28 protein-coding genes are annotated in these 25,928 nt (G+C 73.4%); 14 read left to right on the top strand and 14 right to left on the bottom strand.

All coding sequences use genetic code 11. The features are described 5' to 3' along the window. The first annotated feature begins 74 nt into the window (after positions 1 to 74). The 3 genes from ACNJ93_RS29060 (at position 75) to ACNJ93_RS29070 (ending at position 2,841) form a co-directional block, all read left to right on the top strand. Complete coding sequence (locus ACNJ93_RS29060) at positions 75 to 1,247, top strand: sensor histidine kinase (RefSeq protein WP_418960426.1); 1,173 nt, start codon at positions 75 to 77, stop codon at positions 1,245 to 1,247. Further along, positions 1,222 to 1,884: a response regulator gene (locus ACNJ93_RS29065; RefSeq protein WP_147977719.1), complete on the top strand. Its 663-nt coding sequence runs from the start codon at positions 1,222 to 1,224 to the stop codon at positions 1,882 to 1,884. The genes ACNJ93_RS29060 and ACNJ93_RS29065 overlap by 26 nt, the downstream gene beginning before the upstream one ends. Before the next feature lie 96 nt (positions 1,885 to 1,980). Next, positions 1,981 to 2,841, top strand: coding sequence for an Fpg/Nei family DNA glycosylase (locus ACNJ93_RS29070; protein ID WP_418960427.1), 861 nt, complete (start codon positions 1,981 to 1,983; stop codon positions 2,839 to 2,841). Here the strand turns inward: ACNJ93_RS29070 and ACNJ93_RS29075 are convergent. The 4 genes from ACNJ93_RS29075 to ACNJ93_RS29090 all read right to left on the bottom strand — a co-directional run bounded on the left by ACNJ93_RS29075 (position 2,834) and on the right by ACNJ93_RS29090 (position 6,026). Further along, entirely contained in the window at positions 2,834 to 3,679 is an 846-nt protein-coding gene (locus tag ACNJ93_RS29075) for a helix-turn-helix domain-containing protein (protein WP_418960428.1), read from the bottom strand. The genes ACNJ93_RS29070 and ACNJ93_RS29075 overlap by 8 nt on opposite strands. A gap of 23 nt (positions 3,680 to 3,702) precedes the next feature. Continuing rightward, positions 3,703 to 4,512 (bottom strand): alpha/beta fold hydrolase, encoded by an 810-nt coding sequence (locus ACNJ93_RS29080; protein WP_418960429.1) that lies wholly within the window; start codon positions 4,510 to 4,512, stop codon positions 3,703 to 3,705. 84 nt (positions 4,513 to 4,596) lie between these two features. After that, a complete protein-coding gene (locus ACNJ93_RS29085) occupies positions 4,597 to 5,358 on the bottom strand; it encodes a maleylpyruvate isomerase family mycothiol-dependent enzyme (RefSeq protein WP_418960430.1) in 762 nt (253 codons plus the stop codon). Between the two features lie 65 nt (positions 5,359 to 5,423). Continuing rightward, positions 5,424 to 6,026 carry a hypothetical protein gene (locus ACNJ93_RS29090; RefSeq protein ID WP_418960431.1) on the bottom strand — a complete coding sequence of 201 codons (603 nt, stop codon included), beginning with the start codon at positions 6,024 to 6,026 and terminating at the stop codon, positions 5,424 to 5,426. Between the two features lie 75 nt (positions 6,027 to 6,101). Between ACNJ93_RS29090 and ACNJ93_RS29095 the strand changes: the two genes are divergently transcribed. The 4 genes from ACNJ93_RS29095 to ACNJ93_RS29110 all read left to right on the top strand — a co-directional run bounded on the left by ACNJ93_RS29095 (position 6,102) and on the right by ACNJ93_RS29110 (position 10,219). Further along, positions 6,102 to 6,848 carry a LytR/AlgR family response regulator transcription factor gene (locus ACNJ93_RS29095; protein WP_418960432.1) on the top strand — a complete coding sequence of 249 codons (747 nt, stop codon included), beginning with the start codon at positions 6,102 to 6,104 and terminating at the stop codon, positions 6,846 to 6,848. 65 nt (positions 6,849 to 6,913) lie between these two features. After that, positions 6,914 to 7,264, top strand: a complete 351-nt coding sequence (locus ACNJ93_RS29100) for a hypothetical protein (RefSeq protein ID WP_418960433.1) — start codon at positions 6,914 to 6,916, stop codon at positions 7,262 to 7,264. Between the two features lie 7 nt (positions 7,265 to 7,271). Next, positions 7,272 to 9,014 carry a cation acetate symporter gene (locus ACNJ93_RS29105; RefSeq protein ID WP_418960434.1) on the top strand — a complete coding sequence of 581 codons (1,743 nt, stop codon included), beginning with the start codon at positions 7,272 to 7,274 and terminating at the stop codon, positions 9,012 to 9,014. Beyond that, positions 9,011 to 10,219: a histidine kinase gene (locus tag ACNJ93_RS29110; RefSeq protein WP_418960435.1), complete on the top strand. Its 1,209-nt coding sequence runs from the start codon at positions 9,011 to 9,013 to the stop codon at positions 10,217 to 10,219. Before ACNJ93_RS29105 ends, ACNJ93_RS29110 begins: the two co-directional genes overlap by 4 nt. 17 nt (positions 10,220 to 10,236) lie before the next feature. On the opposite strand, the gene ACNJ93_RS29115 is transcribed toward ACNJ93_RS29110, so the two are convergent. The 3 genes from ACNJ93_RS29115 to ACNJ93_RS29125 form a co-directional block, all read right to left on the bottom strand. Next, positions 10,237 to 10,785, bottom strand: coding sequence for a hypothetical protein (locus ACNJ93_RS29115; protein ID WP_418960436.1), 549 nt, complete (start codon positions 10,783 to 10,785; stop codon positions 10,237 to 10,239). Between the two features lie 199 nt (positions 10,786 to 10,984). Continuing rightward, entirely contained in the window at positions 10,985 to 11,413 is a 429-nt protein-coding gene (locus ACNJ93_RS29120) for a PaaI family thioesterase (protein ID WP_418960437.1), read from the bottom strand. Between the two features lie 4 nt (positions 11,414 to 11,417). After that, positions 11,418 to 11,978 carry a sigma-70 family RNA polymerase sigma factor gene (locus ACNJ93_RS29125; RefSeq protein ID WP_418960438.1) on the bottom strand — a complete coding sequence of 187 codons (561 nt, stop codon included), beginning with the start codon at positions 11,976 to 11,978 and terminating at the stop codon, positions 11,418 to 11,420. Between the two features lie 285 nt (positions 11,979 to 12,263). On the opposite strand from ACNJ93_RS29125, the gene ACNJ93_RS29130 reads away from it, so the two are divergent. Both ACNJ93_RS29130 and ACNJ93_RS29135 read left to right on the top strand, forming a co-directional pair. Next, positions 12,264 to 13,463 (top strand): CapA family protein, encoded by a 1,200-nt coding sequence (locus ACNJ93_RS29130; RefSeq protein ID WP_418960439.1) that lies wholly within the window; start codon positions 12,264 to 12,266, stop codon positions 13,461 to 13,463. 118 nt (positions 13,464 to 13,581) lie between these two features. Next, complete coding sequence (locus tag ACNJ93_RS29135; RefSeq protein ID WP_418960440.1) at positions 13,582 to 14,457, top strand: polysaccharide deacetylase family protein; 876 nt, start codon at positions 13,582 to 13,584, stop codon at positions 14,455 to 14,457. A gap of 34 nt (positions 14,458 to 14,491) precedes the next feature. Here the strand turns inward: ACNJ93_RS29135 and ACNJ93_RS29140 are convergent, their stop codons facing one another. Further along, positions 14,492 to 15,151 (bottom strand): class F sortase, encoded by a 660-nt coding sequence (locus ACNJ93_RS29140; RefSeq protein WP_418960441.1) that lies wholly within the window; start codon positions 15,149 to 15,151, stop codon positions 14,492 to 14,494. A 324-nt stretch (positions 15,152 to 15,475) separates the two neighbouring features. Here ACNJ93_RS29140 and ACNJ93_RS29145 point away from each other — a divergent pair, with 324 nt between their 5' ends. Continuing rightward, the gene (locus ACNJ93_RS29145; protein ID WP_418960442.1) at positions 15,476 to 15,991 is read left to right on the top strand and encodes a hypothetical protein; all 516 of its coding nucleotides are present in this window, start codon (positions 15,476 to 15,478) and stop codon (positions 15,989 to 15,991) included. 81 nt (positions 15,992 to 16,072) lie between these two features. Here ACNJ93_RS29145 and ACNJ93_RS29150 read toward each other — a convergent pair whose 3' ends face one another. From ACNJ93_RS29150 to ACNJ93_RS29160, 3 genes are all read right to left on the bottom strand, one after another. Next, complete coding sequence (locus tag ACNJ93_RS29150) at positions 16,073 to 16,630, bottom strand: hypothetical protein (RefSeq protein WP_418960443.1); 558 nt, start codon at positions 16,628 to 16,630, stop codon at positions 16,073 to 16,075. 165 nt (positions 16,631 to 16,795) lie between these two features. Next, a complete protein-coding gene (locus ACNJ93_RS29155) occupies positions 16,796 to 17,560 on the bottom strand; it encodes a hypothetical protein (protein ID WP_418960444.1) in 765 nt (254 codons plus the stop codon). Between the two features lie 93 nt (positions 17,561 to 17,653). Next, the gene (locus tag ACNJ93_RS29160; RefSeq protein WP_418960445.1) at positions 17,654 to 18,229 is read right to left on the bottom strand and encodes a hypothetical protein; all 576 of its coding nucleotides are present in this window, start codon (positions 18,227 to 18,229) and stop codon (positions 17,654 to 17,656) included. A gap of 244 nt (positions 18,230 to 18,473) precedes the next feature. Between ACNJ93_RS29160 and ACNJ93_RS29165 the strand changes: the two genes are divergently transcribed. From ACNJ93_RS29165 to ACNJ93_RS29175, 3 genes are all read left to right on the top strand, one after another. Then, positions 18,474 to 19,457: an SCO0930 family lipoprotein gene (locus tag ACNJ93_RS29165; RefSeq protein WP_418960446.1), complete on the top strand. Its 984-nt coding sequence runs from the start codon at positions 18,474 to 18,476 to the stop codon at positions 19,455 to 19,457. 211 nt (positions 19,458 to 19,668) lie between these two features. Next, on the top strand, positions 19,669 to 20,481 hold the full coding sequence (locus tag ACNJ93_RS29170) for an SAM-dependent methyltransferase (RefSeq protein ID WP_418960447.1): 813 nt from the start codon (positions 19,669 to 19,671) through the stop codon (positions 20,479 to 20,481). Next, entirely contained in the window at positions 20,478 to 22,652 is a 2,175-nt protein-coding gene (locus tag ACNJ93_RS29175; RefSeq protein ID WP_418960448.1) for a putative bifunctional diguanylate cyclase/phosphodiesterase, read from the top strand. Before ACNJ93_RS29170 ends, ACNJ93_RS29175 begins: the two co-directional genes overlap by 4 nt. Before the next feature lie 109 nt (positions 22,653 to 22,761). Here ACNJ93_RS29175 and ACNJ93_RS29180 read toward each other — a convergent pair whose 3' ends face one another. From ACNJ93_RS29180 to ACNJ93_RS29190, 3 genes are all read right to left on the bottom strand, one after another. Then, on the bottom strand, positions 22,762 to 23,169 hold the full coding sequence (locus ACNJ93_RS29180) for a hypothetical protein (protein WP_418960449.1): 408 nt from the start codon (positions 23,167 to 23,169) through the stop codon (positions 22,762 to 22,764). A gap of 142 nt (positions 23,170 to 23,311) precedes the next feature. Beyond that, positions 23,312 to 24,079 (bottom strand): S1 family peptidase, encoded by a 768-nt coding sequence (locus ACNJ93_RS29185; protein ID WP_418960450.1) that lies wholly within the window; start codon positions 24,077 to 24,079, stop codon positions 23,312 to 23,314. A 144-nt stretch (positions 24,080 to 24,223) separates the two neighbouring features. Continuing rightward, a complete protein-coding gene (locus ACNJ93_RS29190) occupies positions 24,224 to 25,129 on the bottom strand; it encodes a LysR family transcriptional regulator (protein WP_418960451.1) in 906 nt (301 codons plus the stop codon). 72 nt (positions 25,130 to 25,201) lie between these two features. Here ACNJ93_RS29190 and ACNJ93_RS29195 point away from each other — a divergent pair, with 72 nt between their 5' ends. Further along, a complete protein-coding gene (locus ACNJ93_RS29195) occupies positions 25,202 to 25,927 on the top strand; it encodes a succinate dehydrogenase (protein WP_418960452.1) in 726 nt (241 codons plus the stop codon). Position 25,928: the final 1 nt, after the last annotated feature.

Consider the following 25,928-nt stretch of genomic DNA (forward strand, 5'->3'; position numbering starts at 1 on the left):
TCGGCCCCGGGGCGGAGTGACGACCCGTCCTTTCGGCCGATGCGCGGCACGGCGCGGTCCCTAAGCTGAGAACCGTGCTCCGAGACGACCTGCGAAGCCTGTGGACCGAACCCCGGCCGCCCGGCGCGCCCGCCCGGGTGTGGCGGGACTGGGCGCTGCTCGCTGCGGGCCTTGCCGGTGTGGTGCTGGAGGCCACCCTGCGCGAGGACGTCGTGTGGCGGCCGGTGGCGGTGGTGCTCGCCGTATGGCTGTGCCTGCTGCTCCTTTGGCGTCGGACCCGCCCGCTGGCGATGGTGACGCTGGCGTTCGGCTCGGTGAGCCTGCTTCCGGTGGCCTCGCTCGTCGCCGCACCGCCCGAGCCCGTCGGCCTGTACACGGGCGCGGTCGTGCTCGTGCTGGTGTACGCGCTGCCCCGGTGGGGGTCGGGACGCGAGATCGTGCTGGGCGGCGCGGTGATCATGGCGGTCGGCGCGCTGTGTGTCGTCACGGACGGGACCCCGGTCTTCGAGAAGGTCGTGGGCTTCGTCTTCCTGCTGCTGCCCGGCGTGGTCGGGGCCGCGGTGCGGTTCCGGGTGACCGCTCGCGAGCGGCAGTTGGAGCAGGTCCGCTCCCGCGAGCGCGAGCAGCTCGCCCGCGAACTGCACGACACGGTGGCCCACCACGTCTCGGCCATGGTGATCATCGCCCAGGCGGGCCGGGTGCTCGCGGGCGCCGACCCGTCCGCCGCCGTCGAGGCGCTGGAGGGGGTCGAGGAGGAAGGGGCGCGCACGCTGGAGGAAATGCGCGCCATGGTCGCCGCCTTGCGCGACCGCGGGGTCGGCGCCGAGTTGGCGCCCCCTGCCGGAGTCGCGGATCTGGAGCGCCTGGTGCGCACCCCGGGTGGTCGCCTCAGGGTCGACCTGGGGCTCGACGGCGAACTGGACGCACTGCCTCCGGCCGTGGACGCGGCCGTCTACCGGATCGTGCAGGAGTCGGTGACCAACGCGCTGCGCCACGCCGTCGACGCGACCGAGCTTGTCGTCCGGGTCGCCGCGGAACGGCACATGGTGCGGGTGAGCGTGCGCGACAACGGCCGGCGCACCGGCCGGGGTCGCGACGGATACGGACTTACCGGATTGCGCGAGCGCGCGACGCTGCTCGGCGGCACACTACGAGCCGGCCCGGGTACCGAGCGGGGCTGGCATGTCGACGCCGAACTGCCGAGAGCGAGGAGCGAGAGCGGTGTCCATTCGCGTCCTCGTCGCTGACGACCAGACGATCATCCGCACCGGGTTGCGGATCATGCTGAACGCGCAGCCCGGCATCGAGGTGGTCGGCGAGGCCGCCGACGGACGGGAAGCGGTACGTCTGGCCCGCGAACTGCGCCCCGACGTCTGCCTGTTCGACATCCGCATGCCCGTGCTCGACGGGCTCGAGGCCACCCGGCTGGTCGCCGGCCCGGGCGTCGCCGACCCGCTGGCCGTGGTCGTCATCACCACGTTCGACCTCGACGAGTACGTCTACGGCTCACTGCGTGCCGGCGCCCGCGGATTCCTCCTCAAGGACACGGGACCGGACCTTCTGGCCCAGGCCGTACGGTCGGCGTCCGACGGTGAGGCGCTCATCGCGCCCAGCGTCACCGTCCGTCTGCTCCAGGCGTTCGCGGACCTGCCCGCCGGCCGGCCCGCGGCCCAGCCGGTCTCCCCCGTCACCGCCCGCGAGGAGCAGGTGCTCCTCGCCGTCGCCCGCGGGCTGACCAACACCGAGATCGCCGACGCGCTGCACATCAGCCTCAGCACGGTGAAGACGCATCTGGCGAGCCTGATGGCCAAGCTCGGCGCCCGCAACCGGGTCGAGATCGCGATGTGGGCCTACGAGACGCGCCGTATCCTCCCCGGAACCTGAGCCGGGTGCCGGGCCCCAGAGCATGACAGGGGCGGGGTACCCCCGGCCGGAGGCCGGGGGAGAGCGGTCGCACCGTCCGTGCGGCAGGGTGGAGACATGCCGGAACTGCCCGAGGTCGAAGCACTGCGCGAGTTCCTCGACGCCCACCTCGTGGGCAAGGAGATCGCCCGCGTCCTGCCCGCCGCGATCAGCGTGCTCAAGACGTACGACCCTCCGCTCACCGCCGTCGAGGGCGCCGAGGTCACCTCGGTCGCGCGGCACGGCAAGTTCCTCGACATCGAGGCCGGCGGACTGCACCTGCTGATCCACCTGGCGCGGGCCGGCTGGCTCCAGTGGAAGGACGTCCTGCCCTCCGGGACGCCCCGGCCCGGCAAGGGCCCCCTGGCGCTGCGGGTCGCGCTCACCGGTGGGGACGGCTTCGACCTCACCGAGGCCGGCACGCAGAAGCGCCTCGCGGTCCACCTCGTCCGCGACCCCGCCGACGTCCCCGGCGTCGCGCGCCTCGGGCCCGACCCGCTGGCGGAGGACTTCAACCTGGCCGCCTTCACCACGCTCCTGAAGGGCGAACGCCGCCAGCTCAAGGGCGCCCTGCGGGACCAGAGCCTGATCGCCGGCATCGGCAACGCGTACAGCGACGAGATCCTGCACGCCGCGAAGATGTCCCCCTTCAAGCCCACGCAGAACCTCACCGACGAGGAGACCGCCACGCTGTACGAGGCCCTGCGCAGCACCCTCGCGGACGCGGTGACCCGGTCCCACGGCCTCGCGGCGGGCCGCCTGAAGGCCGAGAAGAAGAGCGGCCTGCGCGTCCACGGCCGCACGGGCGAGCCCTGCCCCGTCTGCGGCGACACCATCCGCGAGGTCTCCTTCGCCGACTCCTCCCTCCAGTACTGCCCCACGTGCCAGACCGGCGGCAAACCGCTGGCCGACCGAAGGCTTTCCCGTCTTCTCAAGTAGGAGCGAACGAGGTCGGCCACGCGACGTCGTCGATGGCGAGCCACGGCGCAGCGGCCACGGCGGTGGGTGTCAGCCCGGTGAACGCTTTGACCTCGCGGTGGAGATGGGCCTGGTCGACGTAGCCGCTTTCGGCCGCCACCCGGGCGGCGGCGTCACCCGCCGCGAGGAGATGGGCGGCGTGATCGAAGCGCACCAGCCGGGCGGCGTGCTTGGGGGTGAGGCCGATCTGGGACCGGAAGCGGGACCACAGGCGCTTACGGCTCCACCCCACCTCGCTCGCAAGGCTGTCGACGCGCACCCGTCCCCGGCTGGTGCGCATCAGCCACCAGGCGGCGGCGACCTCCGGATCGAGCGACGGGCGGGCGCTCATCCGTCGGCCGAGGGCATCCGCCGCGATCGTGAACCGTTCGTCCCACGACGCGGCGGCCCGCAGCCTTTCCTCGGTTCGCCCGGCGTCGCGGCCCCAGACATCCTCCAGGGCGACCACCGTCCCGCTGAGGTCGGTCGATGCGCCGAACACCGCGACCGCCAGAACCGGCGACAACCGGATCTGGAGGCACTCGATCCCCCCGGCCGCCCGGTCGCCGAGCCGAAGGTCGCCCGGTACCAGTCCGACGACCGCGCTGCCGCTTTCGCGCCGGCCGTGGGCGTCGTAGACGAGGCTGTCGCTCAGGTCCACGAACAGAGTGACCGAGGGGTGCGCGACCATGGCGATGTCCGCGCGCGCCGGAGCACTCAGGCGGAAGCCGGCCATGCTGACCCCCGGCAGCCGACCCGGCTGCCGGGGCACGACGACCTCCACCGACGCCCAGTCAGGTGGTGATGCGGTGGACTTCACAGCACCAGGCTAGGCGATGGGCGTCAGCGGCCCGTCTCTGCGAAGCGCAGCAGCAACTCGGCCGTCTCCTCCGGCGCTTCGAGCATGGGGAAGTGCCCGACGTCGCGCAGTTGCTCGACTCGCGCGTTCGGCACCGTGTCGTAGTCGTGCGCCGAAGACGGATCCCAGCGAGGGTCGGCAGCGCCGAAGATCACCAGAACAGGGACGTCGAGTGCGGTCAGGCGCGCGGGTACGCTCCTCTCGGCGATGTACGCGCCGTTGTGGCGCAGCACCGTCCTGAACGTGCGGTAGCCGATGCCCCGTACGTCGGCGACCAGGTCGTCCGGGACGTCCACCGGGCGGTTGCACACCGCGGTCACCCCCCGGCGGAGCATCGCGTCGGAACGGACTCTCCAGAGAAGCGGGCCGAGCGGCGGGTCGATCAGGACCCGAAGGAGGACGGGCTGCGGCAGGAGAGCGTCGGGACTCGGGCCACTGCTGATCAGTGCGAGCGAACCCACCAGGTCCGGGCGCTGTTCGGCGAGGGCCGTGGCGATGTACCCGCCGCTGGAGTGCCCGGCCACGGTGACCGGACGAAGGCCGAGTTCATCGAGCGCCTCGGCCAGCCTCGCCGCCTGCTCGGTCACGTCGTACGACGCCGCGGGCGGGGACTGACCGTGGCCCGGGAGGTCGATCCGGATGACGTGATGCCGGCCGGCCAGTGCCGGCATGATCGGGCCCCAGGAGCTGCCCGAGGCCCCCGACCCGTGGATGAGCACGAGCGGCGGCGCCTCCCGCGGGCCGTCGTGGGTCACGTGCATCCCGTGCACATGCTGAACGTCGTGGATAGCCATACGCGGGAGGATGCCGGGGCTGCCGGACCTCGGTCTTGTACAAATGTCGTCGGTGCGTCGAGGCCGTCCGCCGGTGGTGGCGGGTCACTCCTCGGGCTCCCAGGCGATCAGCCGCTCGAACACCTGGTGGTCGCCCTCGATCTTCAGGTCGTTCAGCGTGAGGCGGCCCCAGACGAAGAGGAGCAGTTGCTCGGCCGTGCCCGTGGCCGAAGCGGAGGCGGGCGCGGCGTCGTCCGTGAGGGGTGCGGGCCAGGCGCCGGTGCCGTCCAGCGTGAGGAGCCAGGAGCGGCCCTCGGTGGCGTGGTAATGGATGGTGGCGGGCTCGTGCGGCCAGGCCGCCGGGGTGGAGTTGCAGGTGTCGAGGAACTCGGCCACGCCGTCGAGCGCGACGTCCGCCGGCATCGGCTGGACGGCGCCTGCCGCGAGCTGGGCGTCGTACGTGTGCACCAGCACCTCGTGCACCCGGCGCCGGGCCACGCCCCGGGCATTCGCCGGCGACACCCCGGCGCTCCACCACGTCCAGCACGCGCGTTCCGGGCCGGCCTCGCGCAGCGTGTTCAGCAGGAGCTCGTTCGACTCGGCGTACCAGGCCAGCAGCGCCTCGCGCTCGCGCGGCACCTCCGCGGCATCCTTGGCCGGCGGAGCCTCGGCCGGGCCCGCGGCGACGATCGCGGCCCACCAGCGCTGGCCCGTACCCAGGTGCCGCACCAGATCGAACAACGTCCACTCGGGGCAGGACGGCACCGGAGCGTCAAGGCTGGGCGCGGCGGCGACCGCGCTTCTGAAGGCGGCCGACCGCTCGTCGATCAGGTGCAGCAGGGCGGAATACGCGGGAGTCTCAGTCACGTCGCTTGCCTATCACCCCGACTCAGCCGCTCGCACCCTGCTTTTCGGGCCGTCGGTCGCGGGAGTCAGCGGCGTAGGTCCGCGAGGTGGGTTCCCGCTGCGTCGCGGACCGTCAGGTGGGTGATGTCCGTGGGGTGGAGCGGGGCCGCCGTTTCGATCGCGGGGGCTTCGCCGGCCTCCGAGCGCCAGGTGGCCAGGGGGTGCTCGTGGCCGGAGGCGTCCACCGCGTACAGGGTGCACACGCCCCGCAGGCCGGTCACCTTCAGGCCCACCTCCGCCCCCCAGCCGCGGTCCTCCAGGGAGGCGGAGGCCGTCACGCCCGTGGCGCGGTCGGTCGTGGTGAAGCGGACCGCTTCCGGGGTCCTGTCGCCGAGGAGGACCGCCACCGCCAGCACCGCCGCCACCGACGGCCAGGCCACCGCGCGGGCCGCCCAGCGTCTGCGCCGGACCGTCGCGCGGGCGGTGACCGGGGGCGGGCCCGCAGCCGGCTCCGTCGGCGGGACCAGTTCCGCCAGGGCCGACGCCAGCGCGGCGAAGGCCGCGTGCTCGCGGGCGCAGGGCTTGCAGGCTGCCAGGTGCTCGGCGCAGCGGAGCGCGTCCTGGGGCTCCAGTACGCCCAGCGCGTACGCCGCCGCGTCCCGGTGTCCCTCGGGGGCCGCCCCGTTCACTCCGCTCACACCTTGCAATACGGACCGGACCGCCCCCGTGCTCAACCGTCGCACCGCCGCCTACACTCCGACACCATGCTGCGCGTACTGGCCGTCGACGACGAGGAACCGGCCCTCGGGGAACTGCTCTACCTGCTGCGTTCCGATCCCCGGGTGCGCAGCGCGGAGGGCGCCACCGCCGCCACGGAGGCACTGCGGCGGATCGGCCGGGCGCTGGAGGCGGGCCCGGACGGCGAGGACGCCATCGACGTCGTCTTCCTCGACATCCACATGGCCGGGCTCACCGGTCTCGACGTGGCCCGGCTCCTGGCCGGCTTCGCCCGCCCGCCGCTGATCGTCTTCGTCACCGCCCACGAGGGCTTCGCCGTCCAGGCCTTCGACCTGGAGGCGGTCGACTACGTGCTCAAGCCGGTCCGCGGCGAACGGCTCGCCGAGGCCGTCCGGCGGGTGCACGAGCAGGTCCACGCGAGCACCGTGCCCGGCGCGCCGACCGACCAGATACCCGTCGAACTCGGCGGCGTCACCCGCTTCGTCCCCATCGGCGACATCGCGTACGTCGAGGCGCAGGGCGACTACGCCCGGCTGCACACCGCCGACGCCAGCCATCTCGTCCGCATCCCGCTCTCCACCCTGGAGGAGCGCTGGGCGGCCCGCGGTTTCGTCCGCATCCACCGCAGCCATCTCGTCGCGCTCGACCGGATCGACGAACTGCGCATGGACGGCGGCGCGACCACCGTCCGCGTGGGGACGGCCGAGCTGGCCGTCAGCCGCCGCCACGCCCGTCAGCTCAGGGACCTCCTCATGCGCCACGTGCGCGGCTGACCGGCGGAAACAGTCCGGTCACGGCCCCTGGTCCCGGCCGAGGACCGCTGCGTAGACTCCGCTGGATGCCAGAGCCCCAGCCCCGCCGGGAGATCGTCACCGGAGTGCCGCGCGCCGCGCGCCGGCCCCCGGGGCATCCGCCCGCGCGGTCGGAGATCAACGAGCACACCACCATCGGACACACCTACGTCCGCTCGCTGATGCGCAGCCAGCTGCGCGCCGCCCTCACCGCACTGGCCGCGCTGGTCCTGCTCGTCGGCTCGCTGCCGCTGCTGCTCGCGCTGCCCGCGCCGCAGGGCGTGGTCTGGGCGGCGCTCGGCGTCGGCGTGTACCCGGTGATCTGGGCGACGGCGCACTGGTACGTCCGCCGGGCCGAGCGCAACGAGCGCGACTTCACCGGCCTCGTCGAGACGTGAACCGGCCGTGAACCAGACGTACGCGGTGGTCGCGGTCACCGCCGTCACCGTGGCCACGGTCCTCATCGGCGGCCTCGGCCTGCGCATCTCCCGCACCACCTCCGACTTCTACGTGGCCTCCCGGACCGTCAAACCCGGTCTCAACGCCGCCGCGATCAGCGGCGAGTACCTCTCCGCGGCCTCCTTTCTCGGCATCGCGGGCCTGGTGCTGCTGCAGGGCCCGGACATGCTCTGGTACCCGGTCGGCTACACGGCCGGCTATCTCGTGCTGCTCGTCCTCGTCGCCGCCCCGCTGCGCCGCTCCGGCGCGTACACGCTCTCCGACTTCGCCGACGCCCGGCTGGAGTCCCCGCACGTGCGCAGGCTGGCCAGCCTGTTCGTGGTCGGCATCGGCTGGCTCTACCTGCTGCCGCAGCTCCAGGGCGCGGGGCTCACCCTGGAGATCCTCACCGGCGCGCCCGACTGGGTCGGCGGCCTGGTCGTCGGGCTGGTGGTGACCGGCATCGTCGCGGCGGGCGGGATGCGCAGCATCACGTTCGTGCAGGCGTTCCAGTACTGGCTGAAGCTCACCGCCCTGCTGGTGCCCGCGCTGTTCCTGGCCGCCGCCTGGGCCGGCGACGACGCCCCGCGGGCCCGGTTCGACGCGCCCGCCGTGTTCCGCGAGCACACCGTCGTACGGTTCGGCGACACCGTGCGCGTCGAGGTTCAGGAACCGCTCACGCTCGACGTCACCGGGCGGGTCGACGGCACCGCGTACGACGGCGGCCGGACCACGCTGCGCCCGGGCGCGCACCGCATCGAGTCCGGCACCACCCTCGCCTTCCCCGAGGGCGCCGCCGTGCCGGAGCGGACGGCCACCGGGGACGACCCCCTCGGCTGGTCGCAGCCGCTGGCCGGCGACCGCGACGGCCACCAGCTGTACGCCACGTACGGGCTGATCCTCGCGACCTTCCTCGGCACGATGGGCCTGCCGCACGTCGCCGTGCGCTTCTACACGAGCCCGCACGGCCGGGCCGCCCGCCGCACCACGCTCGTCGTGCTGGGCCTCGTCGGCGCGTTCTACCTGCTGCCGCCGGTGTACGGCGCGCTCGGCCGGGTCTACGCCCCCGACCTCGCCCTCACCGGGGCCGCCGACGCGGCGGTGCTGGTGCTGCCGGACCGGATGATCGGCGGTCTCGCCGGCGACCTGCTCGGCGCGCTGCTCGCCGGCGGGGCGTTCGCCGCCTTCCTGTCGACGGCCTCGGGGCTGACGATGTCCGTCGCCGGGGTGATCACCCAGGACGTGCTGCCGTCCCGCGGGGTGCGGCACTTCCGGCTCGCGACCGTGCTGTCCGTGGCGGTGCCGCTGACCGCGAGCGTGCTCGCCAGCAAGGTCCCCGTCGCGGACGCGGTCGGTCTGGCCTTCGCCGTCTCGGCGTCCTCCTTCTGCCCGCTGCTGGTGCTGGGCATCTGGTGGCGGCGGCTGACCCCGCCGGGCGCGACCGCCGGGCTGCTGCTCGGCGGCGGTTCGGCGCTGACGGCCGTGATGGCCACGCGGGCGGGGCTCGCCCCCGAGGGCTGGCCGCACACGCTGATGGCCTGGCCCGCGGTCTGGTCCGTGCCGCTGGGCTTCCTCAGCATGGTCCTCGTCTCGCTGGCGACCCCGCACCGGATACCGCAGGGCACCCCGGCGATCCTGGCCCGTCTGCACCTGCCGGAGGACCTCCTCGACCGGCCGCCGCACGAGCGCGCGGAGAGGGCCGAGCGGTGAGCGGGATCGGGTACGCGGCCCTTGCCGTCGCCGGAGTGCTGCTGCTGGCCGTGGGGTTCGCGGCCGGCCGGGTCTCCGGCCGGCGCGGCGACCGCGACGGACTGGACCTCGGCACCCCCGTGGAGCGGGCCACCTTCCACACCCTGCACACCGCCTCGCTGGCCGCGCCGCCGCTGCGCGCCGGGCTCACCGAGGACACCGCGCGCAAGGCCGCCGGCCGGCTGCGCTCGCTGCTCGGCACCGAGGCGCTCTGCCTGACCGACCGCGGGGCCGTGCTCGCCTGGGACGGGCCCGGCGGCGACCACCACCGCGAGCACGTGATGGCGCAGGTCGCGGCCGTCCTCGACTCCGGGCGCAGCCACAGCGCGCCCTCCGGCTGCGACGACCTCGCCTGCCCGCTGCGCTGGACGGTGATCGCCCCGCTCACCGGCGAGGAGGGCGTCCTCGGCGCGCTGGTCGCCTACGGCGCGCAGGAGTCGGCGGTGCTGGTGCGCGCCGCCACGGAGGTCGCCCGCTGGGTCTCGGTCCAGCTGGAACTCGCCGAACTGGACCGCTCCCGCACCCGGTTGATCGAGGCCGAGATCCGCGCGCTGCGCGCCCAGATCTCCCCGCACTTCATCTTCAACTCGCTCGCCGCGATCGCCTCGTTCGTCCGCACCGACCCGGAGCGGGCCCGCGAACTGCTTCTGGAGTTCGCCGACTTCACCCGCTACTCCTTCCGCAAGCACGGCGAGTTCACCCGGCTCGCCGACGAACTGCAGTCCATCGAGCAGTACTTGGCGCTGGCCGGGGCCCGGTTCGGCGACCGGCTCAAGGTGACCCTGCAGATCGCGCCCGAGGTGCTGCCGGTGACCCTGCCGTTCCTGTGCCTCCAGCCGCTGGTGGAGAACGCGGTCAAGCACGGCCTGGAGGACACCCGGGGCGTCCGCCGCGTCACCATCGCCGCCCGCGACGAGGGCGCCGAGGCGGTGGTGACCATCGAGGACGACGGCGTCGGCATGGACCCGGCGGTGCTGCGCGGCATCCTGGCGGGGGAGCGGCCCTCGTCCGGGGTCGGGCTGTGCAACGTGGACGAGCGGCTGCGCCAGGTGTACGGGGACGCGTACGGGCTGGTCATCGAGACCGGGGTGGGCGCCGGGATGAAGATCACGGTCCGGCTGCCCAAGTACCGGGCCGGCGTCCACCCGGGCCAGCAGCTTCCGTAGACGCGGGAACGCCCGGCTCAGTAGAGGTGCAGGGCCAAGTGCCCCAGCGGCAGCCCCAGTTGCCAGGCCGGCACCCAGATCTGCGCCGACTCGTCCACTTCGTCCAGGCCCAGGGGTCCGAACCCCGGGGCGGAGAGCCCGCGCAGGTCCGCGGCGAGGAGCTGGGTGGCCTCCAGCTGCCGCCAGGTCTCCCGGGCCAGGGCCAGATCGGCGTCCGTATCGGCCGAGGGCCGCGCGGCCCTCCCCCAGCCTTCGGCCGGGGGGACCCCCATCTCGCTTCGCTCGGCCAGCCGCGCGCGGACCCAGTCCGGCCAGGGGTGGTCGTACGAGGTGCGGCTCAGCCACTCGTCGAGCCGCGCCGCGGACAGCGTGTCGCCGGAACCCGCCCCGTCGCACAGGTGGATGGTGAGCGCGAGCGCCTGCCGGCCGGCCCGGTACTCCAGCGAGCCGGGCTCCACCAGGCTGCCCACGCGCAGCAGTTCGTCGGCCGTGTACTCGGCGCACAGCCAGGCCATGGGGACGGCCGTGTCGCCCCGGCCAGGGCCGTCGGTGCTGTCGGGCAGCAACGCTCCCACCTTCTCCCGGACGTCTCGATGCGGAACCTCAGCGACGAGCCTCCACCGAAGGAGACGCGCGCGGGTCGCTCTTTACTCAACTCGCGTGTGTGGTTTCGGATACGTTCGCCCGCCGGTACGGAACCGGTGGGACGGGCGCTGACACGCGGGACGTCCGGGACGGGGGAGACCGGCCGGCGGGCCGGCCGGATCAGCCCAGGAGCGCGTACACGGCGGTCGCGTGCGCGGCCGGGGCGTCGCTGCCCTCCGCCGTCATGGTGATGTCGGCGAACGCCATCCGCTTGCCGTCCTTGGTCAGCCGCGCCCGGACGAGGACGTCGGTCCCGAGGACCGCGCGCTGGAAGCTGATCGACTGCTGCACGGTCGTCATCGGGACGAAGCCGCCGCGCGCCGACGCCACCGCGATGACGGTCGCGGTGTCCGCGGCCGCCATCAGCGCCTGCCCGGACAGGCCCCCGCCCTCCCGGGCGAGCCGGTCGGACCAGGGGAGCCGCAGCACCGCCTCGCCCGCGCCGGTGGAGACCACCGACAGGCCGAGATCGAGTACCCAGGGCGCGAAGTTGTCCGCGAGGATCTGCTGCGCCGCGGCGGGGGTCAGGGGCTGTGTCTGCGTCGTCACGGGATCATTGTGGGGTTCGGGCGGCCGGGCTGGAAAGGGCGTGGCGGCGCGGCCGGCTGTAGCCCGGCAGGCAGTGGCTGAGGGTGCGCAGCGCGTAGTGCGAGCGGGACTTCACGGTGCCGGCCGGGATGCCGAGGTCGTCGGCGGCCTCCTTGACGGTGAGCCCGCGGAAGTACAGGCGTTCCAGGACCGCGCGGTGCTCGGGGCTGAGCCCCCGTACGGCGGCGCGGACGTCGAGCGCGGCGACCGCGGACTCGGTGGCGTCGGCCGGGTCGGGGGTCGCGGCCAGCGCGTCGTCGCCGATCTCGGCGGGGCGGGCGAGCCGGGAGCGGCGCGCGTCGATGGCGAGCCGGCGCGCCACGGTGAACAGCCAGGGGCGCATCGACTCGTAGGGGCCCTGGAAGGCCTCGGGGTGGAGCCAGGCCCGGACCAGGGTCTCCTGGACCAGGTCCTCGGCGCGCTGCCGGTCCCCGTACGTCAGGGTCAGCAGAAAGCCGAGCAGGGCGGTCCCGTGCTCGCGCTGCAGCTCCTCCAGGGCCCGTTCGTCGGTCGTGGCCGTCGTCATGCTCACACCTCTTCGCTCACCGGCGCGGCTGGTCGTTCCGGGCCGTATACGAGCGCATCCGGACGCGAAGCGACAGGTGACGCACAACGGTCTGCGCCGAGCGGTCGCACCGCGCGACGAATGGTGCGATGAGCGGTCATCCGGAGGCGCTGGGTCCGTTCTGGTGCGTTTCACGGCCTGTGCGGCCTTGACCCTTGACTGCCGGATTCTCCCGTGCGGAGCTTGATCACCAGATCGAAGATCGGATTGTCATACCGCAACCGTCGAGCCTCCGGAGCCCGCACGATGTCCCAGCGCACCAGACCCGGCGCGGTCGCCCTCGCCGCCCTGCTCCTCGCCGCGGCGACCGGCTGCAGCGCCGCCGACCGCCCGCCCCGCACCGCCGCGCCCCCGCCCCAGGACGCCGAGCGCCCCCGCGTCCCCTCGGCCGCCGCCGGCGGCGCCTCGGCCGGCACCGGCTTCACCCTCGTCGCCACCGGCGACGTCCTGCCGCACGACTCGATCATCCGCCGGGCCGCCGCCGACGCGGGCGGCCGGGGCTACGACTTCCGGCCCATGTTCGCCGCCGTCAAGCCCCAGGTATCCGGCGCCGGACTGGCCCTGTGCCACATGGAGACCGTGTACGGCCGGTCCGGCGGCCCTTACACCGGCTATCCCGCCTTCAAGTCCCCGCCCGAGGTCGCCGCCGCCCTGAAGGCCACCGGCTACGACGGCTGCTCCACCGCCTCCAACCACACCCTCGACGACGGCGCCGCCGGCATCGCCCGCACCCTCGACGCCCTCGACAAGGCCGGCGTACGGCACGCAGGTTCGGCCCGCACCGCCGAGGAGGCCGCCCGGCCCACCCTGATGAAGGCCGGCACCGCCACCGTCGCCCACCTCGCCTACACCTACGACACCAACGGCTACCCGCTCCCGCAGGGACAGCCCTGGGCGGTGAACCTGCTCGACGAACAGCGGATCATCGCCGACGCCCGGGCGGCCCGGAAGGCCGGCGCGGACATCGTCGTGGTCTCCCCGCACTGGGGCTCCGAGTGGCAGACCGCGCCCGACGCGCGGCAGCTCGCCCTCGGCCGTGCGCTCACCGCCTCGAAGACCGGCGGCCGGCCCGACATCGACCTGATCATCGGCACCCACGCCCACGTCCCCCAGGCGTACGAGAAGGTCAACGGCACCTGGATCGTGTACGGGATGGGCGACCAGATCGCCGGCGACATGGTCAACCACTCCGGCGCCCACGACCCCCGCGGCAACCAGAGCACCCTCGCCCGCTTCACCTTCGCACCGCCCCGGACGCCCGGCGGGCGCTGGGAGGTCGGCCGCGCCGAGTTCGTGCCCCTGTGGTTCGACACCGCCGCCGGCCGGGTCGTCGACCTGAACGCCGCCGTCGAGGACGGCGCCCCGCTCGCCGCCTTGCGCGACCGCATCCGCGAGGTGGCCCTTTCCCGCGGCGCGGCGAAGGACGGACTCACGATGGGCCGGTAGCGCCGTCGGAGCCGCGCGCCGGTCCGTCCGCCGCGTCGTCTGGTCCGGCCGGGTGGATTCCGGCGTCCGGCCCGGTGTCGGAGCGGCGGCGGGGCGACGGCCGTGCGAGCCATTGGTCATGAAAAAGGATCAGATGCCCACGGCTCGGCGTTCGGTGCTGCGTCTCCTCGCCGCGCTCGGGGCCACCGCCACCGTCGGAGTCCTCACGGCGGACCGCCTCGGCGCACCCGAAGGCACCGCCACCGGCTCCCCGCCCCGCCCCGTCCCCCCGCCCGCCGCGGGGCCCGCGGCCGGGGCGGCCGCCGGGCCCGCCGCGCCCCGGCTGAAGCCCAGCGCGTACCGGCTCCAACCGATGACCGCCGCCGCGCCCACCGCGTACCGCAGGGCCCTCCCGCCGGTCCGGCGGCGGCCCTTCCTGCGGCTGTCCGGCGTCGGCCGCTCGATGGTGCTCACCTTCGACGACGGGCCCGACCCCCGCTACACCCCCGGGATCCTGCGCACCCTGCGCCGGTACGACTGCCGGGCGATGTTCTTCGTCTGCGGCGAGATGGCCGTCGAGAACCAGGACCTGCTGCGCGAGATGGCCGACGACGGGCACGTCGTCGGCAACCACTCGTGGTCCCACCCGCTCATCCCCAAGCTGCCGCCGTCGAGGATCCGCGACGAACTCGGCAGCACCAGCGACGTGATCGACCGGACGCTCGGCGCGGCCCCGCTCTGGTACCGCGCCCCCTTCGGCGCCTGGAACCGGCACTCCTTCGAGATCGGCGCCGAACTGGGCATGGAGCCGCTGGCCTGGACTGTCGACACCCTCGACTGGAAGGAACCGGGCACCGGTTTCATCGTCGACCGGGTCCTCGACGGCGCGGAGCCCGGCGCGATCGTGCTCTCGCACGACGCGGGCGGCGACCGCTCGCAGAGCGTCGCCGCCCTGAAGCGGTACCTGCCCGCGTTGCTCGACGCGGGCTACCGCACGACGGTGCCCCGGCGCTGAGCCGGGGCGGCGCGGGACCCGCCGGCGGCGACCGTCAGCGGGTCTGCACCAGACGCGCGAAGACCACCACGTTGCCCGCGTAGCCGTCGGACTTGGTGTAGCCGCCGCCGCAGGTGATCACCCGCAGCTCGGGAGCCCCGGTGTCGCCGTAGACGCGGACACCGGGGAAGTTCTGCTTGGAGTAGACCTCCACCCCGTACACCTCGAAGACCGCGACCCGGCCGTCGTACCGCTCGACCTCGATCCGCCGGCCCTTCTCCATCGAGCCGAGGTTGTAGAAGACCGCCGGCCCCGCGTCGTTGTCGACGTGGCCGACGATCACCGCCGTGCCCCGCTGGCCCGGGGAGATGCCGTTCTGGTACCAGCCCGCCATGTTCGCGTCCTGCGGCGGCGGGGCCTCGATCCAGCCGTCCGCGTCCAGGCCCACGTCCATGATCGGGGCCTTCACGTCGATGGAGGGGATCCGCACCCGGGACGCCGGGGCGAACGGCAGCGGGCGCAGTCCCGCGGGCGCTTCGGGGGCCACTCCGATCGGCCGGGTGTCGGGGGCGGCCGCCGCGGCCGGCTGGGGCGGTCCCAGTTCGACGTCCACCCCGTTCCGCATCATCGCCAGGCCGGACAGCATCACGAGCGCGAGGACGCCCCACGGCTGGCGCCTCCTCGTCTCGCCGGTGCTGAAGTCCTTGGGGCCCATGGTTCTCCCTTCGCGGCGTCGTGGGGAACGTTAAGTCCGGTGCGGGCGTCCGGCGATCGGAGCGGGGCGAACGGGTGGTGCGCGGGGCCGGGGCGGCGTCCGGGTGATCGACCATACGAGTCATCGTCATATCAACGTGCTGATGGGACGTGACCTGCGGATCCGTCAGATCACCGGTCGCGCGCCCCGGCGTGTCGGCTCACCGAGGTGGCGCAGTGCCGAAATGCGAGCTTTCAGAGCGCTTGTGAGGGTTCGTCATGGGAGGCGTACTCGTCGAATTTCCTGGAGCACCGCTTCGGGGCGTCTTCCGATGGAGGTTCAACCATGCGTGCTGCACGCACTCTGGCGGTGACCGCCGCCGCATTCGCGGCGATCGGGCTCGCCGCCCCCCTCGCCGCCGCCGACGGCAACCCCGGCGGGCAAGGCGGAAACGGCGGCGGACCCCGAGACGTCACGATCAGCCCCGCGGCCGTCCACCAGGGCTCGACCCTCACCATCACCGTGAAGGGCTGCACCCGTGGTGGCACGGTGACCTCGAACGCCTTCCCGCAGACCAACCTGTCGGTGAACCCCAACGGCATCTCCACCGCGATCGCCCGGGTCTTCAACCACGCCACCCCGGGCAACTACAACCTCGCCGTCCGGTGCCACGACAACCCGAACGTCGCCACCCGCCAGTTCACCGTCCTGGAGGCCCGGGGCGCGATGGGCGGCATCGGCGGCTCGCTCACCCCGAGCTCCACCGAGATGGCGGTCGGCGGCTCCCTCGTCGCCGCGGCCGCGCTGGGCGGCGGCCTGTTCATCGTCCGCCGCCGCCACATGAGCAGCGGAAAGGTCTGACCGGCCGAACCTCCCGGTCCGGCCGAATACGCCCGTCGCCCCCGAGTCCTCGTCAGGACCCGGGGGCGACGGGCGTACGGCTCAGTGCTGCCGGCCGGTGGAGCGCCGGCGTACGACGTACACGACGCCCGCCGCGGCCGCGAGCACCAGGCCGCCGCCCGCCGCCAGCGCGACGGCGTCCGTGCCGTCGACCGAACCGCCCAGACCGCCCCGGACGCCGCGCGGCGGCGTCAGGATCGTGGAGCTGGTCGTCGGGGAGGCGGTGGCGCCGCCCGTGATGGTCAGGTCCACGGTGTCGGTGACGCCGCCGGTGCAGTTGAACGCGACCGTGTACACCGCGCCCCGCTTGGCGTCCCAGTCGACGGTGGCCGTCGCCGAGGAGCCCGGCGGGATGGTGACCGTGTCGAAGATGCCCGCCGAGGCGGTCGCGGTGCTGGCGCAGCCGGGGGCGCGCAGGGTGATCCGCCCGCCCGGGGCCACGGTCGACGGGGTGATGACGAAGTCGCCGGGGGCCTTGGCCGCCCGGCGCTGCTCGTTGTTCGGAGCTGGGGCGCCGTCCGCCGCGACGGCGGCGGGCGCGGTCAGGGCGAGGGCGGCCGCCCCCAGCACTGCGGTGGACGCGGCACGTATCGCGCGCATGGTGAATCCTCCGGGTCCCGAGGCGCACCTGCGGAACGGATTTCCACATGAGGCAGGTCGTGCGCCCCGATGACCGTCACGCTAGGAGCGCTTTATCACAGCCGCGATCCCAGACGCGCGAACGGGTCACGCAGGTCACCCGAGCGGCCCATACGGCGTCTCGCGTCAGCCCGTGACCTGCGGGAACAGGCTCGAGAACGGGCCGGCCGTGGCGGAGAGCCCTCGGCCGAACGGCGCGTCGAAGTCCCAGATCAGGAAGAGCAGGAAGGCGATCAGCGCGCTGTAGAGGCCGGCCAGCAGCAGCTCCCGGCCGGTCCGCCGGATCTGCAGCGTGAAGATCAGGCCCACCGCCACCAGCGCCCCGGTGATCAGCCCGAACCACACCACACCCGGCATCGTCGCCCCCGCGCTCTCGCCGCGCGCGTTGCGCGCGTCGTCCGCGGCGCCGACCAGGTCGACGAGCGGCTGGTACGCCTGCCCCTCGTGGTCCGTGGCCGGCTGGTAGTCGCTCACCGAGCGGCGCACCTTGCCGAGCAGTTCGGCGCCGCGCTCCCCGAGCTCGCCATGCTCCTTCATGTACGGGAACTCCTCGTCGACCACGTACGCCACGTACGCGTCCACGTCGGAGCGGATCCTCTCGCGGACCTCCACCGGCCAGACCTCGACCCGGGCGGAGATCTCGTGCAGGGCCTGGGCCTCCTGACGCACGGTCTCCTGGGCCGCGCCGCGGGCCTCCCAGACGCCGGCGATGGCCAGACCGAGCACGATCGCGTAGACCACGCCGATCATCATCGTCATGTACTCGATGACGTCCGGCGTCTCGTTCGGATCGTCGTCCTCGCCGATCCGCCGGTTGTTGATGACCACGATGGTCAGGACGACGGCGCAGGCAGCGGCCATCGCCAGGGTGAGAACAAGCCATTCCGACATGGGAATCCTTCACTGGACGGGTCGTTGGGGGCGGGCGCGACGCGCGCGGGCGCGGTTCGCGGGGCGCGTGGCGCGTGGCGCGGCGCGGCGCGGTCAGCGGGAGCGCGGGCGCAGGATCGCGGCGGCGAGCATCGCGGGCGCGATGATCACGAGGGTGGTGGAGACCACCGATCCGCCGCTCTCGGGCTCCCTGCGCGCCGCGTTGCGGTACGCGGGCAGGGCGACGGGCGTGGCCCGCGGCGGCGCCGGCCGGGCCGGGGGAGGCGTGGGGCCCGCGGGCGGCGGCGGTTCGGCGGCCGGCGCGCGCGGGGTCGGCGGGGCGGACGGGACGGGCGCGGGCGGTACCGGCGGCGGGTCCTGCCGTACGGGGGGCTCGGGCCCCGGCTCCGGCGGCTTCGGCGCGGGCGGCTCGGGCTTCGGCTCCGGCGGGGGAGCGGGCTTCGGTGGCTTCGGCTTCGGCTTCGGCGGCTTCGGCCACGAGGGCGGTTTCGGGCCCGGCTTGGGCGGCTTGCAGGCGCCCGGACCGGCGGTGGCGACCGCGTGCGTGCCGCCGGGGCCGACGCTCGCGTGGGCGCAGGCGTCGGCGGCCGCGGGGGCCGGCGCGGCGAGCAGCCACAGCAGCGTCGCGGCGGTCAACGGCCGTACGGCGCGGGAAATTTGGACAGACACGCCGATGAGCATGATCACTGCCGGACCCCGGCGACGCCTCGAACGGCCCCGGATTCCCCGGAAGGAGCGGATCTTGCACCCGGGGGCTTGACGGGGCCGGGTTCCGATTGACGGCCCGGATGACGGCCCGGAAGGAATTTTCGCGGCGCGTTGAGTGCCCCGCGGGGTCCGCTCCGTACTTGAGGACCAGAAGCGGCGCTGACGGGGCCGCGGACCGACCGGCCTGATTCGCACGGGAGTTGTCATGAAGAACTGGCGGAAGATCTCGCTCGCCGCGACCGCCGCGGCCCTGCTCGCGCTCACCACGGCGTGCGGCCAGGAGCAGGGCGAGCAGTCTCTCGGAGGCTCGCCCGCCGGAGCGGCCAACCCGGCCGCCGCGCCGGGCGAGGGCGGCTACGGCGACGCGTACGGCGGGGGAGCGGCGGCCGGCGGGTCCAAGGCGGCGGGCCAACTCGGCGTGCAGGAGGACGACAAGCTCGGCAAGGTGCTCACCGACGCGGAGGGTTTCACGCTCTACCGCTTCGACAAGGACTCGGCGAGCCCGCCCAAGGCCACCTGCGAGGGCGAGTGCGCCAAGGCCTGGCCGGTGGTCACGCCCGCCGGCGCCAAGGCCCCGGCGGGGGTCGACCAGTCGCTGCTGGGGGAGGTGACCCGGTCCGACGGCACCAAGCAGCTCACCGTCGACGGCTGGCCGATGTACCGCTACGCCAAGGACACCGCGCCCGGCGACGTCAACGGGCACGGGGTGGGCGGCACCTGGTTCGCCGCCGCCCCCGACGGCAAGAAGGCCGCCGCGGGCGGCGAGGAGGACGCCGGCGAGGAAGAAGCCGGAGGGAAGGATTCCGGCCAGGAATCCGGAGGGGACCTTCCCGGTCTCTCCGTGCGCAAGGACCCGGAGCTCGGCGAGATCGTGGTGGATTCCCGCGGAATGACGGTCTACCGCTTCAAGAAGGATTCCGCCTGGCCCATGAAGACCGCCTGCACCGGCGCCTGCCTGGAGAAGTGGCCGGTCGTCGCGCCGGTCGACAAGAACGACACCGAGGGGATCCTCAAGAAGGGCTTCGTGACCTTCGCCCGCCCCGACGGCATCAAGCAGCAGACCATCGACTGCTGGCCGCTCTACACCTTCGCCGGCGACGAGAACCCCGGAGACACCAACGGCCAGGGCGTGGGCGGCACCTGGTACGCCGTCTCCCCCTCGGGAAAGCTGGTCGGAGCGCCCAAGTAGGTCCCCCGCCGCCGCGCTTCCGGCCCGCCGGCCCGCCTTCGCAGCCCCACGTGCGAAGGCGGGCCGGTCGCACATGCCATTGGTGTGTGACCAAGAACGGACCGGTAATTTCCGTTTCCACTCGCTCTCAGGGCGGGCGATCAGTAGCCTCGGCTCGAACAACGGTCACGAACATCTGGCCGCATCCCGAGGCGACTTGTTGGAGACATCGATGGAGCGTCCCGCCTGGGCTCCGCCCGGTATCGACATTTCGGTGCCGAGCGTGTCCCGAATGTACGACTTCTATCTGGGCGGCTCGCACAATTTCGAGGTCGACCGCGAAGCGGCCCGAAAGGCCATGGAGTTCATGCCGGGACTCCCCAAGGTCATGCAGGCGAACCGGGCGTTCATGCGCCGCGCCGTCCGCCACGCCGTCGCCGAGGGCGTCACCCAGTTCCTCGACATCGGCTCCGGCATACCGACGTTCGGCAACGTCCACGAGGTGGCCCAGCAGGCCAGCCCCGAGGCCCGCGTGGTCTACGTCGACCACGATCCGGTCGCCGTCGCCCACAGCCGCGCCGTCCTGGACGGCGACGAGCGCACCGCCGTCGTCGCCGCCGACCTGCGCAAGCCGCGCGACATCCTCGGCAGCCCCGAGGTCGCCGGACTCCTCGACCTGGACCGGCCCGTGGCCCTGCTCCTCGTCGCCGTCCTGCACTTCCTGGAGGACCAGGACGACCCGTACGGCGCCGTCGCCGAGCTGACCGACGCGCTCGCCCCCGGCAGCCTGCTCGTCCTCACCCACGCCTCGTACGAGGGCGTCCCCGTCCCGCAGGAGCAGGCGTCCGGCACGGTCGGCGTCTACCGCGAGACCCGCAACCCGCTGGTGATGCGCAGTCACGAGGAGATCGCCGCGTTCTTCGCCGGCTGGGAGCTGGTCGAGCCCGGTCTGGTCTCCATGCCGAGATGGCGTCCCGAGGGCCCCCTGGACCAGGAGGATCCCTTCGCCTTCTCCGGCTTCGCAGGGGTGGGGCGCAAGGCGTGAAGCTGCCCCCGCAGACCTCCGGCGCCGGTGCGGAGCCGGACGACCCGGAGGACAGACTCCGGCGGTTCACGACGATCTGGAGCCGGGCCGTGTTCCCGGTCACCGCCACGTCGCTGACCCGCGCCGAGGTCGCGGAACATCTGCTTCCGCTCGCCCGCGAACTCTGCGACGCGCTGCACGCGCGGACCTACGACCAGGGCGCCACCGCCGCCGCGCAGCGCGCCGGAGCCGGACTCGTCGCCGCCCACTGCACCGACCCCGAGGCGCTCCAGCGCAGCCTCGCCGTCGTCGACTCGTACCTCGTGCTCTACTGCGGCGCGGACGGCGGCCAGATCTCCGAGGAGGCCCGCGCCCGCTGCGCCCGGCTCCAGCACGCCATGGCCGCCGGCTTCGCCCAGGCGCTGCGCCAGCGCACCCTGAGCGAGCAGGAGGCCATCGCGCACTCGGCGCTCGCCGCCCGCAGCGCCGCCGAGATCGCCCTGCACGCGACCGAGACCCGGTTCCGCGCCGTGTTCGACGGCGCCGCCGTCGGCATCGGCATCGCCGACCTCGACGGCAACGTGCTGGAGGTCAACGAGACCCTCACCCGGATGTTCGGCGGCCTGGAGAACACCGTCCGCAGCCGCAACGTCCAGGACTGGGGCCACCCCGAGGACGCCCCGCACGTCTGGAAGCTCTACGGCGAGCTGGTGCGCGGCGAACGCGACCACTACCGCGTCGAGAAGCCGTACTACCGCACCGACGGCACCGTCCTGTGGACCAACCTGACGGTGTCCCTGCTCCGCGACGCCGAGGGCCGGCCGCAGTACCAGCTGGCCCTGATGGAGGACACCACCGAGCGCCGGCTGCTCAACCTCCGGCTCCGCTACGAGGCCACGCACGACGCGCTCACCGGACTGCCCAACCGGACGCTGTTCTTCGAGCGCCTCGAGAAGGCCCTCGCCCCCGCGGACGGCTCCCGCTTCGGCCTGTGCTACCTCGACCTCGACGGCTTCAAGGCCATCAACGACAGCCTCGGCCACTCGGCCGGCGACCGGCTGCTCGTGGAGGTCGCCGACCGGCTGCAGAGCTGCGTCACCGCCCCGGGCGAGATGGTCGCCCGACTCGGCGGCGACGAGTTCGTGGCGCTCACCACCGGGCCGGGCACCGCGGAGGGCGTCATCGAACTCGCCCACCGCATCCTCCACGCCCTCGCCGCGCCCATCCGGATCGAGGGCCGCGAGCTGACCGTGCGCGGCAGCATCGGCATCGTCGAGGGGCCGGCCGGCGAACGCACCCCGGCGGAGGTGCTGCGCAGCGCGGACATCACGATGTACCGGGCCAAGTCGGCGGGCGGCAACCGGTTCGAGTTCGCCGACGCCGAGGCCGACGCCCGGGCGATCACCCGGCACGGGCTGACCACGGCGCTGCCGGCCGCCCTGGAGCGCGGCGAGTTCTTCATCGAGTACCAGCCGCTGGTCCACCTCGGCGACGGCAGCGTGCACGGCGCGGAGGCGCTGGTCCGCTGGTGCCATCCGCAGCACGGCGTGCTCGGCCCGGACCGGTTCATCCCGCTCGCCGAGCACACCGGGCTGATCGTGCCGCTCGGCCGCTGGGTGCTCGAAGAGGCCGTCCGCCAGGCCCGGTTCTGGCAGACCCGGCACTCCGACGGCGGCCCGCTGCGCATCAACGTCAACCTGTCGCCGGCCCAGCTGCGCCACCCGCGGCTCGTCGCCGACACCGTCGACGTACTGGAGCGCTCCGGTCTCGAACCCGGCGCGCTCTGCCTGGAGTTGACCGAGTCGGCGCTGATCGGCGCGGATGAGGACCTGCTCAAGCCGCTGCGCCAGCTGGCCGAGATGGGCGTGGACATCGCGCTCGACGACTTCGGCACCGGCTACTCGAACCTGGCGAACCTGCGTCGCCTGCCGGTGAGCGTCCTGAAACTGGACCGCTCCTTCACCCGGAGCATGCAGCAGCAGCCCGCCGACCCGGTCGACCTGAAGATCGTCGAGGGCATAGTCGCCCTGGCGCACAGCCTGGAGCTGGCGGTCACGGTGGAGGGCGTGGAGACGGGCGCACAGGCGGAACAGCTCCGCGAACTCGGCTGCGACACCGCCCAGGGCTGGTACTACGCCCGCCCCGGCCCCCCGGACCGCCTCCACACCCTGTCCTTGGCGGACGCGGTCTGAACCGGGGGAGGGGACACCGGCCGTGGCGTCCCCTCCGCGCGGGCGGACTCCCGCTCGGCCGCGGACACCGCATGACGGTGGATCACGAGTGCGTGATCCACCGCCGAGGTCATCCGGAGCGTGTCGTGTCCGCATGCCCGGCCCGCCGCAGGGCGGCGGTGCTGTGACGCCGGGTCGCCCAAGGCGTGACGACACCGAAGGCGACCAGTCCGAGCGCCAGCAGCCAGAACCCGAGCGACGTGCCCTGCGAGAGCGCGAGGGCACAGCCCGCCAGCGCGCCGGCGGAAAGGCCCAGTGAAGGGCGCCAGTCGGAGGCGTAGCCGTCCGCCTTGAAGGGGAGGGACAGCAGGGCCGCCGTCACGAAGAAGGCCCAGAAATGGGCCTCCCCGCCTTCCGGCACTCCGCAGCCGCCGCGCCGCGAGTAGCCACAGCCCAGCTCGACCAAGCCGGTCAGGCCCCATGCGACGACCGACATTCCGGCCGCATTGAGCGCAGCCCCCACCCATTTCCAGATCACCCGCCGATCATACGAACGGCGCGCCGTGCCAAGAGCTGGGCCGTCGCGCCGCTCGCGGAGGCCCGCGGTCGCAAGGCCGTCCGTCGGCGGCTCTGGTGGCAGCCGAAGCGGAACCACCGGCTCGTGATTCGGCTCATGGCGATCAGAGGTGGCTCAGGATCCAGCTCTTCAGGTAGCCGGCGCCCACCTCGCTGTAGCTCGCGCTGGTGGAGCAGTTCTGGCCTTTCATCACGCCCACTTGGAACAGCTCGCCGTTGATGCTGACCATCAGCGGGCCTCCGCTGTCGCCGCGGCACGGGCCGCCGCTGGTGGGGATCGTCTTCAGCCCCGCACGGTCCGCTCTTGCGGGCTTGATGGACACGCCCTTGAACTGCAGCCGGTCGGGAAGCTGCCCGGCGCTGTTCTGGCCCCATCCCGCGACGACGCCGTCGTCGTACTGCGTGAACGGGCCGCCCTGCCGGCCGTCCCACCGGTGGCGCTGGCCGGAATCGGCCAGCCTGATCGGCGCGATGCCGGTCACCGGAGTCTCCAGCTTCAGAAGGGCGATGTCGTTGTGCCCGCCGGTGTACGCGGGATAGGAGTGGAGCTCGATCGCCTTCCTGACCTGCCCGCCGCTGTCCCGCTGATTCGTGCCGACCCGCACGCTCATGTCGCCGGGATCGGTGACGCCGCCCACGCAATGGGCCGCGGTGAGCACCCAGTCCGCCCTGATGAGGGTGCCGGTGCAGAAGGTTCCCCCGACGTACGAGACCTTGGCGACGAAGTCGAAGGAGCTGTCGGTGACCGCGTTGCCGCCGGTGATCGCCTGGGCGTGGGGCGGGGCGAGGCCCGCCAGTCCCGCGCTGATCAGACCGCCGGCCAGAAGGAGCCGCAGCGAACGTCCGAGAGTTCTGTGACGTGTGAGAGGCATGGCCCGTCCTCGTCTCCCCGCCCTTCAGAACGGCCCTCGACCAGTCTCGCGCGCCCGGCTCCGCTCCGCCAGCAGAGCAGAGCAGAGCAGAACCGAGCCGGGACCGAACTCGCGGTCGTGCGCCGCCCTGTTGCGGCCGGGTCCTCAGGGAAGATCGGGCCGCGCGCCCCGGGTCTCCAGGAGCATGCGCTGCAGTTCGCGGGCGGCGCGGGGTGGTGCGACGTCGGAGCGGTGGGCCAGGGCGATGGTGCGGCGCAGGCCGGGCGGCGCGAGGGGGGTGACCCGTAGCGCGCCCGCCGCGGCGTCGGCGACCATGCGGGGGACCACCGCCAGGCCGAGCCCGGCGCGTACGAAGCCGAGCACCGCGTCCATCTCGCCGCCCTCCACCGTGTACGAGGGCTCGAAGCCCTCCGCCCGACAGGCCGCGACCGTCAGCTCCCGCAGGTCGTAGCCGTGCCGGAACATCACCAGCGGCCGGTCCCGCAGGTCCGCGACGCGCAGCGGGCCGTCCGGCGCGGGGGGCGGGGCCGTGACCGCCGACACCGTCACCAGGTCCTCCCGGAACAGCTCCACGGTCGTCAGCGCCGGCGAGGCCGTCGGCAGTGGCAGGACCACCAGCGCCAGGTCCAGCGCGCCGCGCGCCAGCTGCCGTACGAGGTCGTGGGAGCCGCCCTCCTCGATGAGCAGCCGGATCCCGGGGTGGCGGTCGTGGTAGGCGCGCAGCACGTCCGGCAGCAGGCCCGTGCACAAGCTAGGCGTCGCGCCGAGCCGGACCCGGCCGCGCCGCAGCTGCACCAGCTCCTGCACCTCGTGCCGCGCCGTGTCCGTGTCGGCGAGGATGCGCCGGGCCAGTGGCAGCAGCGCCTCGCCCGCGTCGGTGAGCGCGATGTTGCCGCGCGCGCGGCTGAAGAGCTCCGCGCCCAGCTCCTTCTCCAGGGCCTTGATCTGCTGCGAGAGCGAGGGCTGCGAGACGTGCACCCGCTCGGCGGCCCTGGTGAAGTGCCGGGTCTCGGCGACGGCCACGAAGTACTGGAGCTGCTGCAGCTGCATAGGCTCAGCCTATCGAGATCAGCAGAACCATGTCTTGGACCTCTCAGGGGTGCCGCCCCTAGCGTCGTCCCCATGGCTCTGGCAACGAGGACGGACCGACGGCCGTCCCCCCAAGGATCTCCACGACCGTCGGGCGGCTTCTGGGCCTCGACCCTCGGCAAGAAGACCGTCATGGCCGTCAGCGGCCTGATCATGCTCGGCTACCTCGTCGCCCATGTGATGGGCAACCTGAAGATCTTCTTCGGCCCGGAGGAGTTCAACGCCTACGGCCACTGGCTGCGCGTGATGGGCGCACCCGTCCTGCACCACTCCTGGGCCCTGTGGCTCGTCCGGATCGTGCTGCTCACCGCCGTGCTCGCCCACGCCGTCTCCGCGTACCAGCTCAGCCGCCGCGACATCAAGGCCCGCCCGACCGCGTACGTCCACAAGCGGAAGGGCGCCTCCTACGCCACCCGCACCATGCGCTGGGGCGGGATCATCCTCGCCCTGTTCATCGTCTGGCACGTCCTCGACCTGACCACCGGAACCGTGCACCCCGGCGGCTTCGAGGAGGGCCGGCCCTACCAGAACGTCGTCGACACCTTCTCCACCTGGTACGGCAACGTGATCTACCTCGTCGCCATGCTGGCCGTCGGCCTGCACGTCCGGCACGGCTTCTGGAGTGCCGCGCAGACCCTCGGCGTCGGCAACGCCCGCCGCGAGCGGGTCCTGAAGGCCGCCGCCAACGGCCTCGCCCTCGTGCTCACCGCGGGCTTCGTCTCCGTACCCCTCGCCGTGATGACCGGACTGGTGGACTGAC

The sequence above is a fragment of the Streptomyces tritici genome, assembly GCF_048500665.1.
GTDB lineage: Bacteria > Actinomycetota > Actinomycetes > Streptomycetales > Streptomycetaceae > Streptomyces > Streptomyces tritici.